Here is a 9,127-nt window from a genome sequence, read left to right as displayed (position 1 = left end):
CCTCGCGCGATGCGTTCGGTCGCGCCGCGGTCGTCTGGGTTCAGGCGGTCACCGGAGCCGGAAACAGCGTTCGTGACGATTCTGTCGCTCGCGCTGGATGTTCTGCATCAGTCGCCCTGGATCCGGGTAACCGACGCAAACCCTTCCGCAACGGTCGGCGGCGCAAAGAGGGATGCAACGCTTTCGATACTCGCATCGGGGACGCGCTGGTCCGCCGGCCTCCGCGCGTTCCGTTCTTTTGCGATATCCAGCGGAACGTCAATCCAGATCGCATGAACTTCCGCATCGTAGCGACGGGCGACATCGATGACAGGCTTGCGGTGCCTTGCGCCGGGCAACGCGGCGTCAAAGCAGATGCACGGCGCGTACGCATGCGCGTGCCGGTCGATCCAGTACGATTTCCCGGCTCCTTGCACACCGCACACGACCAGAAGCCGCGGGGGATTTTTCCCGTGACCGGCCAATGCATCTTCAAGCGCCGCGAAGCTGCTCGACCATGCTGCCTTGCTTCTCTCCGGTGTCCATAACCGCCCGACGGGCGTCTCCAGAAACGTGTCCGGATTAATGACCTGCAGGTTCGTCATGCCATTCTGAGCCGGAAAATGGGTCGACTGGAACTATAGAGCTTTTCGGGAAGACACGGACGGTGCCGGCGAAGGTTCATCGCAGGGAGCGCTCGCCCGCGCGCTTTCCGTGATGTGTCCGTACCGGAAAGCGACGAGAAAGTAGCCGCTAGTGCAACGCTGCCTCTTCCGTGATGCAGTCGACGAACGCTCTTACCTTCGGCGAGCGCTGCCTGCTCGGCGGCCAAAGAATCCGGTAGGTCACGGAAGGCGCGGCGTCCCCTTCGAGGACGGGGCGCAAGAATCCGTCCCGGAGTTTGTCTTTGACTTCATGGTCCAGCAGGCAGGCGATGCCGGCGCCGTCACACGCCAACGCGAGAAGCGACGGGCTCATGTTCGAGACGGCGGCCGCTTTGAGCTTGATCTCGGCCATCGGCGTTCCATCCGGGAACGGCCAGGGCTGGATTTTCCCGGTACTCGGATATCGATACAGCAGCACCGCATGATGCTCGAGATCCCGAGGTCGTTCCGGTATGCCGTACCGTTCGAAATAGTCCGGCGACCCGACGATGATACGGCGACAGGATCCCAGCACGCGTGTGATCAAGCGCGAATCCCGCGGCTGTCCTGAACGAACGACGACATCAAAACCTTCGTCGATCACATCGACCAGCCGATCGGAGTAATCCACCTCCAGCTCGATCTCTGGGTAACGTCGATGAAACCTGGACAGGAGCTGCGGCGTCACCACGCTGGTGAGCGGCAGGCTGATCCGCAACTTGCCGCGGGGTGCGCCGGCGCGCTGCTGAAGCTCGACCTCCGCAAGATCCAGCTCGCCCAGTATGCGGCGGCACCGATCCAGAAAAATGACGCCCTCGGGGGTGAGCGCCACGCTGCGCGTACTGCGGTGAAACAGCCTGACGCCGAGGTGCGCTTCCAGCCGTGCCACATTCTTGCCGACCGCAGAAGCCGATACGCCCAACTGCCGGGACGCGGCGACAAAGCTGCGGGTATCGGCGACCCGCACGAACGATTGCACCCAGTTCAGGTTATTCATCATCGGCGTGTGAATTATTCCGGACAGGCAGGTTCATTCTGTATGGAATCGCATCCCGTTTATCCACGATAAACCGGCTTGTAGGATGGCCTGGCGAACTTGAGTCGTTTCCCTGCTGTTCGCCCCTTCATATCCATCCGAATCGAGCGAGCCATGTTCATCTCCGATACCCGCAAGCATGCCGTCGTATTGACTGCGGTCAGTCTGGCCGGCGTCATGTTTCACCTGGAAATATCCAGTGTGCCGGTCATCCTCCCCACGCTGCAGACCGTCCTGCACGGCGATTTCAAGTCCATGCAGTGGGTCATGAATGCCTACACCATCGCCTGCACGACCGTCCTGATGGTCACGGGCACACTGGCGGATCGTTACGGGCGAAAGCGCATGTTCGTCCTGAGTCTTGCCTGGTTTGCAGTGACGTCCCTGATGTGCGGTCTCGCGCAAAGCATGTCCTTCCTGATCGTCAGCCGATTCCTCCAGGGTCTGGGCGGCGGTGCGATGATCATTTCCCAGATAGCGGTGCTGTCGCATCAATTCCAGACGGGAAGGGCGCGTAGCCGGGCGTTTGCCATCTGGGGGCTGGTCTTCGGCATCGGCCTCGGCCTGGGGCCGCTTGTCGGCGGCCTGATCGTGGCGCTCTCGAACTGGCGCTGGATCTTCCTGATACACGTGCTGCTCGCCGGGCTGACCGGCGTGCTCGTTTTCAACCACGTTGAAGAATCGAGGAATCGCCACGAAACGAAGCTGGATCTCGCGGGGCTGTTCACGCTGGTGCTCGCGGTACTTGGCGCGACCTTTTTCATTACACAAGGATCGTCTGCCGGCTTCACCGGCAGCATGGGTGTCTTGCTGGCGGCAACGATCAGCCTCGTTGCATTCATCGTGATCGAACTCAGGCATCCCCAACCGATGTTCGATTTTTCCGTATTCAGGATACGTCCGCTTTCCGGCGCGCTCGTCGGCTCCATCGCGATGAATGTCAGCTTCTGGCCGCTCAATATCTATCTGCCGATCTACTTTCAGGGTGCACTGGGCTACACGCCCGCCGTCGCCGGCGCGTGCCTGCTGGCCTATACGCTTCCTACGCTGGTGATGCCGCCGCTCGCGGAACGACTGATGCTTCGGTACAACCCGCGCCTGATCATTCCCGCTGGCTTGTTCACCATTGGCCTGGGCCTTTTCCTGATCCGGATCGGAAGCGGCGCGGCCAATGCCGGCTGGCTCACCGCGATTCCCGGTTGCCTGGTAGCGGGGTGCGGACTCGGTTTCACCAACACGACCGTCACCAATACGGTCACGGGCTCGATATCGAGCGACCGCGCAGGCATGGCCGCCGGTATCGACATGAGCGCGCGGCTGATCACGTTCGCGATCAACATTGCATTGATGGGATCGATCTTGTCTCAAAGCATCTTCGCGTATCTGAAAAGCGCCTGGCCGGACGCTCTAGATGGCCTGCAATTACGCGCGTTGACCGAGGTCATTGCCACCGGCAATCTTGCCCACCTCGCGCAATTCGCCCCGGTGTTGCCGACGCTCGATCCGTCCGGGCGCATTACCCACGACGCGCTTGTTCATGGCTTCGGCTCGGTCATGCTTTACGGCGGCCTGGCGGCATGGTTGCTGGCTGCCGTCAGTTTCGCGATCTTCGGTCCCGCCAGTTCATCCGCACGAGTCGTTGACGTCAACTGGAATCCTGACGACGACCGGGAATTGAACTGATCGGCAGGCCGCGGCGCGGCACATCCCCGGCACCCGTGAGCACTCTTCACGTTCGCGCTTCGGCGCATGCCGCCCTGAAGCGCCGCGCCTTCACAATTGTCGAGCGGGTTTCCGACACATCGGGTGTGTATCAGGTGTTGACGACCTTCGCTGCCGTGACGGTCACTTCGACCAGCCAGCCCGGCTCGACCAACCGCACAACTTGTGCGCGAGTGCGAGCAGGCAAATTCGGTTGTGCTTTTGACCCGAAGTAGTTGCGATAGACCGTTGAAAAGCCGTCGAAGTCCGGCATGCCGTCATTCGCCGGATCCGCGACGAACAGCGCCTGTACAGCAACGACATCGCCAAGTGCATATCCCCTGGCTTCCAGGATCTGCTGAATCTGGTCCAGGACGCTTCTTGTTTGCGTCTGCATGTCGCCGAAATACTCGACCGTGCGCGACCCGGCATCCCGATTGGACGGCAACGCGCCTACACCGCTCAACGTTATGGTTTTCGCCCCTGCGGGCACTTCGATCGCTTCGGAGAATTCGCGAGCCCAGGATTCCTCGCGGGAAAGGGGAGTCGGGTGTCGTAAAATTGCGTCGCTCATTTCATGTTCCGGATTGAATCTCACGGGTTCGGGTGCTGTCAGCCAGGTCGCGCTCGTGCCGCATGCGCCCACTCCCGACAACACGACGGATGATAGGTGAGCGTCGACGATCTAAAAAATGAATTAATTGGATGGATTCGTTCGACAGTATCGATCGATGTTGCTACGCTGGCGCAATCGAATTGCACGCTCTCTCGGACGTGCGCGGCATCGTGAAAAAACTCCACGGCAGGCACCTATGGAACTGCGACACCTTCGCTATTTTCTGGCCATCGCTGAACTGAACAACCTGTCGCGGGCCGCCGAAACGATGTACGTCGCGCAATCCACGCTGTCACACGCGCTGCATCAGCTCGAAGAGGAACTGGGTGCCGCGCTGTTCGACAGGGTCGGGCGCAGCATCCGGCTCACGCAGGCAGGCCGCATTTTTCGCGACTACGCGGCTCGGGCATGCAACGAAGCGATGCACGCCAAACGGGCCGTGCAGGAACTCAAGGCACTCGAGGCGGGTACTTTCACCCTCGGTGCAATCCCCGTGTTTCCGCTTGCATTCTTGCCGGATGCCGTTGCGACCTTCAATCAGCGGTATCCGAAAGTACGGATCTCGGTTCGGGATCTTCTAGCGGCGGAGCTTGAAGACAATCTGGCGCTGGGCGCGCTTGACCTCGGCATCGCATTTCATCCCGCGTCGCGCGACGATGTCGAATCGGAGTATCTGTTCACGGAGCGACTCGTGCTGGCGGTCGGCCGAAGCCATCCTCTCGCGAAGAAGCACCGGATCCAGTGGAAAGCACTCGATTCGATCCCGCTGGCACTGCTCACTTCGAGATTTTCGACACGAATCCTGATCGAGGAAACGTTCAGAAATGTCGGCGCACATCTGGCAGTCGCCGTAGAAATGGATACCGCCGAGTCGCTTCTCGCCGTCGCGGCGCAAGGACAGCTTGCCGCCATCGTTCCCGAAAGCGCCGGTGCGCGCTTCGAACACGTCAATCTGTTGCGCATAACGGGCCCTGAGCTGTCGCGTGATCTGGGCTTGCTATGGTCGAACAGGACAGGGCGAACCCGCGCGGCGAGCATGTTTGCAGACATGCTGAGGAGCCTGTCCGCCGAGCCGGCGGATCGTTCGCCCCCTTGATTCGTGATCGCGTAGCGGGAACGTCAGCGCCCCGTCGCACGCAGACGTGCGTCAACATGCGCCATTTCAATTCGATGTCAGGTTTCCGGATCGCGGCTCCCTCGACCCTGTGGCGATCCGGTTCCGGCGCTCAACGAGACGCCGGAAGTGCGGTAGCGTCCCAATCGATCCGGTAGGCGTGGTCGAAAGCCAGCCGCTTCGCCGGATTGAAAACCGTCTTCATACAGGCAGATGCTGCTGAAAGCCGAGATCAAATGGCTGGACGGATTGATCGCCGAGCTTGAGTCGGGCGCGATGACCTGGAACGAGAAATATCTGCGTGAACTCGCGGCGCAGTTCGGATGATGCGTCCCGGGGTTTGCGGCTGATTTGCGGTGGCTGTTCCGCGGTGGCAGAGGTTCGGCCGCTCGGCCGCGCGGCCGAGCTGACCAGCCCCCCTAAATCGAAACCTGCCGCCCCAGATCGACCACCTGATCCGCTGGCACCCGCAGATAGTCGGTCACGCGCGTGCAGTTGCGCAGCATCAGCGCGAACGCCCACTGCATCCAGCGCGGAATGCCCTGTCCGTCATCGCGGTGCGTGATGCGCTCCATGCCGATGAAATACGTGAGCGCGGCCGGATCGAGCGGGCAACCGTGCTGCGCGGCGATCTGCGTCATCAGCGCCGGCAGGTCCGCACGCTCCATGAATCCGTAGGTGGCAGTCACCGTCCAGTAGCCTGGCGCCGGCTGCGTGACGGCAACGCGGCCGGCGGCGTCGACCCAAGGCACCGACGCGATGTCGAGCGTGACGGCGAGCACGTTGCGGTGCAGCGCCTGGCTGTGCCTGACGTACCAGAGCAGCACAGGCGGCACGCTAGTCTTCTCCCGGGTGAGGAACACTGCGGTGCCGGGCACGCGTGCGAGAGTCGCGGCGTTCGACTGCATGAACGCGTCGATGGAGACCGGGTCCTCGCCCAGCCGGTTCACGACGGCCTTGATGCCGCGATGCCAAACGTACATCACGAGGTACACGAGTGCCGCCAGAAGCAGGGGCACGTAGCCGCCGTCGAACAGCTTCAGCAGGTTGGACGTGAAGAATGCCGTATCGAACGTGAAGAACAGCGCGGCCACGACACTGCTGGCGACGAGGTTCCACTTCCAGATCTCGCGCATCGCGATGAACAGCAGCACGGTGGTCATCAGCATCGTCGCGGACACCGCGATGCCGTACGCGCCCGCGAGGTTGTCCGACTTGCGGAACAGCAGCGCCAGGCCGATCGTGACCAGCATCAGCGTCCAGTTGACCGCGCCGATGTAGATCTGCCCGTAGCCTTCCTGCGAGGTCTGCACGATCTTCATGCGCGGCATCCATTCGAGCTGGATCGCCTGGCGCGTCATCGAGAACGCGCCGGTGATGATCGACTGGCTGGCGATCACGGTCGCGATCGTCGACAGGATCACGAGCGGCAGCGTGAGCGATTCGGGGCAGAGACGATAGAAGATGTTGCCGCCGGTCGGCGCGCCGGACAGCACGAGCGCGCCCTGGCCCGCGTAGTTGAGCACGAGGCTCGGGAACACGAGCGTCGACCACGCGAACTTGATCGGCTTCGCGCCGAAATGGCCCATGTCTGCATACAGTGCCTCGGCGCCCGTCACGCACAGAAAGACGCCACCCAGCACGAGAAAGCCGGTGCCGCCGCTATGCAGCAGGTAGGTCAGGCCGTGCATCGGGTTCAGCGCCCACAGGATCGCCGGGTGGCGTGCGATGCCGTAGATGCCGAGCATGGCCATCACGACGAACCAGACGGCCATGATCGGGCCGAACGCTCGGCCGATCTTCGCGGTGCCGAGCGGTTGTACCGCGAACAGCACGAGCAGGATGAACACGGTCAGCGGCAACACGTACGGCTCGAGCGTCGGTTCGACGAGGGTCAGCCCTTCGAGCGCGGACAACACGGAGATCGCGGGCGTTATCGCGCCGTCACCGTAGATCAGCGCCGCACCGAACAGGCCGGCGGCGACGATCAGCGGGCGGGTGCGCCGCTTCACACCGAGCAGCGCCATCAGCGCGAGTATGCCTCCTTCGCCGTCGTTGTCGATGCGCATCGCGAAACCCGCGTACTTGACGGTCGTGACGACGATCAGCGTCCAGACCAGCAACGAGATCACGCCGTAGATGGTGGCAGGGTTGGTGCCGCCTGTCAGGTCGAGCACGGTCTTGAAGGTGTAGAGCGGGCTCGTGCCGATGTCGCCGAACACGACCCCCAGAGCACCGATTCCGCTGGCGAGCAGCAGTGGCGATGTTTTTCGCTGATTCGACATGTTGCCCCTTCGTTTCTGATATTCGTTGTACGACCGCGCGCGTCGATTGCGTTCATCGGCGCCGCGCGATCCCGGAATTCATGCGCTTGCGTCTGCGATAGCTGATCGAAGCCTGCCAGAGACAGGAGGAATCTGGTATGACTTGGCGGCGGAAAGTCGGCGATCGCGCGGACTATGGCCGCACGGCGCGAGGCTGAGCCGTCGATCGGACGCCCGGCGACGCCTTTCATCGGCGTAATGTTGCCGGACTGTCACGGATCGCTATCGGGAAGTGCAGCATCATCAACCGGCTCGTCGCATCGTCGACGTACACCAGCAACGTGCAGGCCGGTGCCCGTTCCTCGAACCACCGATGATCGCTGCCGTCGATCTAGATGAGTTCGCCCAGGCAGGCACGCCGCGCCCGTGGCTGATAGACCTTCGGCGGTCGTTGCCGGCGCGGCACCCACAAACCAGCATCCGTCATCAGACGCCGTACCGTTTCCTTGGCCAACTGGAAGCTTACCGAGGTCCAAACGCGACGTTTCTTATATGGTCGCCTCCCATTTGCAAGGCGATTTTGATCGTGGCGAGGAGGGTGGTTGCGGACTTATATCCGGACTCGATTGCAGGACGTGCCTGCCGGACCCGATGGATTTCGCCGCAAGGGTCCTACTGTGGCGGGAGGCGACCATTCCATCTAAATGATTCGCGGACGACGGAGAATGGCATCTCCCCGCGTTCAATGTCGCCTCGCAGGTGTGAGCGGCTCGCGAGTGGTATCAGGTATATTCAGCGGGTCTTATCCTCACGGTATCCGTTCAATGGAATCAAGACGCAAGACAGTGGGCGTCGTCGCGCCCGCAGGTGTGCCCGATCCGCAAGGAATCGAGCGCGGCATCGCGCTAGTCGAAAGCTGGGGCTTCAAGGTCACGACGAGCGCACATCTCGGCAGCCGGTACCGCTATTTCGCCGGTACCGCCGAGGAGCGCGCGGACGATCTGCGGCGCGCCTTGATGGATCCGTCAATCGATATCGTCTGGCTCGCGCGAGGGGGATTCGGTTGTGCGCATCTGCTCGAGCACCTGCCCGACGAGATCGCGACGCCGAAGACGATCGTCGGTTTTTCCGACGCGACGTCGCTATTCTGCGCGCTTGCAGACCGGCCCGGCGTGCGCTTGTTGCATGGCCCGACATTCCACAGCCTGGCGACCAAGGTCGACGACGCGACGCGCGCCGACATGCGCGCCGTGCTGACCGGTGGCAAACGCGCACCGCTAAGCCTGCGGCATTTGTCTGGCGCCCCCGGTGCGGTGCGCGGACGTCTGTGCGGCGGCAACGTGACGGTGCTCGCGAGCGTCGCGGGTACACGCTGGTCGCTTCGCTCAAGCGACGCGATCGTACTGCTCGAGGACGTGACGGAATTCGGCTACCGGCTCGACCGCAGCCTGACGCAACTGCGTCTGAGCGGCGCGTTCGACGGGGCCCGCGCGTTCGTGCTCGGGCAATTCACGCGCTGCCCGATCCCGGACGGCGCGGATTTCACGCTCGAGCAGATGCTTGTCGACGTGCTGGGCGGCTTCGGCCTGCCGATCTACTCGGGTCTGCCGATCGGACATGAACACCGCAACATCACTTGGCAATACGGCAACCAGGCTGCCATTGAGAACAACGCGATCCGGTTCGTCGCGTAGCGTCGAATCTAGAAGGCATGAAGATGGAGTTGCTGGACTTCATGACTCAGCGGACATTTGAACTTAGCTACTACAAACG

General features: G+C 62.2%; 7 protein-coding genes and 1 pseudogene. 3 read left to right on the top strand and 5 right to left on the bottom strand.

What is annotated here, in order from left to right; translation table 11 throughout:
* Nucleotides 1-107: 107 nt before the first annotated feature.
* Nucleotides 108-584, bottom strand: coding sequence for an AAA family ATPase (locus tag JYJ84_RS20955; RefSeq protein WP_175984809.1), 477 nt, complete (start codon nucleotides 582-584; stop codon nucleotides 108-110).
* A 148-nt stretch (nucleotides 585-732) separates the two neighbouring features.
* Nucleotides 733-1,620 (bottom strand): LysR substrate-binding domain-containing protein, encoded by an 888-nt coding sequence (locus JYJ84_RS20950; RefSeq protein ID WP_175984882.1) that lies wholly within the window; start codon nucleotides 1,618-1,620, stop codon nucleotides 733-735.
* Between the two features lie 153 nt (nucleotides 1,621-1,773).
* On the opposite strand from JYJ84_RS20950, the gene JYJ84_RS20945 reads away from it, so the two are divergent.
* Nucleotides 1,774-3,342 (top strand): MFS transporter, encoded by a 1,569-nt coding sequence (locus JYJ84_RS20945; protein WP_175984808.1) that lies wholly within the window; start codon nucleotides 1,774-1,776, stop codon nucleotides 3,340-3,342.
* Between the two features lie 130 nt (nucleotides 3,343-3,472).
* On the opposite strand, the gene JYJ84_RS20940 is transcribed toward JYJ84_RS20945, so the two are convergent.
* Complete coding sequence (locus JYJ84_RS20940; RefSeq protein ID WP_122945425.1) at nucleotides 3,473-3,934, bottom strand: RidA family protein; 462 nt, start codon at nucleotides 3,932-3,934, stop codon at nucleotides 3,473-3,475.
* Between the two features lie 238 nt (nucleotides 3,935-4,172).
* Between JYJ84_RS20940 and JYJ84_RS20935 the strand changes: the two genes are divergently transcribed.
* Complete coding sequence (locus tag JYJ84_RS20935; protein WP_051889838.1) at nucleotides 4,173-5,072, top strand: LysR substrate-binding domain-containing protein; 900 nt, start codon at nucleotides 4,173-4,175, stop codon at nucleotides 5,070-5,072.
* A gap of 437 nt (nucleotides 5,073-5,509) precedes the next feature.
* On the opposite strand, the gene JYJ84_RS20930 is transcribed toward JYJ84_RS20935, so the two are convergent.
* Entirely contained in the window at nucleotides 5,510-7,375 is a 1,866-nt protein-coding gene (locus tag JYJ84_RS20930; protein ID WP_174959422.1) for a potassium transporter Kup, read from the bottom strand.
* A gap of 268 nt (nucleotides 7,376-7,643) precedes the next feature.
* Nucleotides 7,644-7,868: pseudogene (locus tag JYJ84_RS20925) on the bottom strand (ISNCY family transposase); the annotation flags it as partial.
* Between the two features lie 310 nt (nucleotides 7,869-8,178).
* Here JYJ84_RS20925 and JYJ84_RS20920 point away from each other — a divergent pair.
* On the top strand, nucleotides 8,179-9,048 hold the full coding sequence (locus JYJ84_RS20920; RefSeq protein WP_175984807.1) for an LD-carboxypeptidase: 870 nt from the start codon (nucleotides 8,179-8,181) through the stop codon (nucleotides 9,046-9,048).
* Nucleotides 9,049-9,127 lie beyond the last annotated feature (79 nt).

The organism is Burkholderia sp. LMG 13014, assembly GCF_905232215.1.
Taxonomy (GTDB): domain Bacteria; phylum Pseudomonadota; class Gammaproteobacteria; order Burkholderiales; family Burkholderiaceae; genus Burkholderia.
Note: the sequence above shows the minus strand (reverse complement) of the source record. Positions and strands in the feature narration are given on the sequence as shown.

What these genes read in the sequence shown, in the direction of transcription:
- JYJ84_RS20955 (WP_175984809.1), bottom strand. Translation starts at nt 584, where the DNA reads ATGACGAACCTGCAGGTCATTAATCCGGACACGTTTCTGGAGACGCCC.
- JYJ84_RS20950 (WP_175984882.1), bottom strand. Translation starts at nt 1,620, where the DNA reads ATGAATAACCTGAACTGGGTGCAATCGTTCGTGCGGGTCGCCGATACC.
- JYJ84_RS20945 (WP_175984808.1), top strand. Translation starts at nt 1,774, where the DNA reads ATGTTCATCTCCGATACCCGCAAGCATGCCGTCGTATTGACTGCGGTC.
- JYJ84_RS20940 (WP_122945425.1), bottom strand. Translation starts at nt 3,934, where the DNA reads ATGAGCGACGCAATTTTACGACACCCGACTCCCCTTTCCCGCGAGGAA.
- JYJ84_RS20935 (WP_051889838.1), top strand. Translation starts at nt 4,173, where the DNA reads ATGGAACTGCGACACCTTCGCTATTTTCTGGCCATCGCTGAACTGAAC.
- JYJ84_RS20930 (WP_174959422.1), bottom strand. Translation starts at nt 7,375, where the DNA reads ATGTCGAATCAGCGAAAAACATCGCCACTGCTGCTCGCCAGCGGAATC.
- JYJ84_RS20920 (WP_175984807.1), top strand. Translation starts at nt 8,179, where the DNA reads ATGGAATCAAGACGCAAGACAGTGGGCGTCGTCGCGCCCGCAGGTGTG.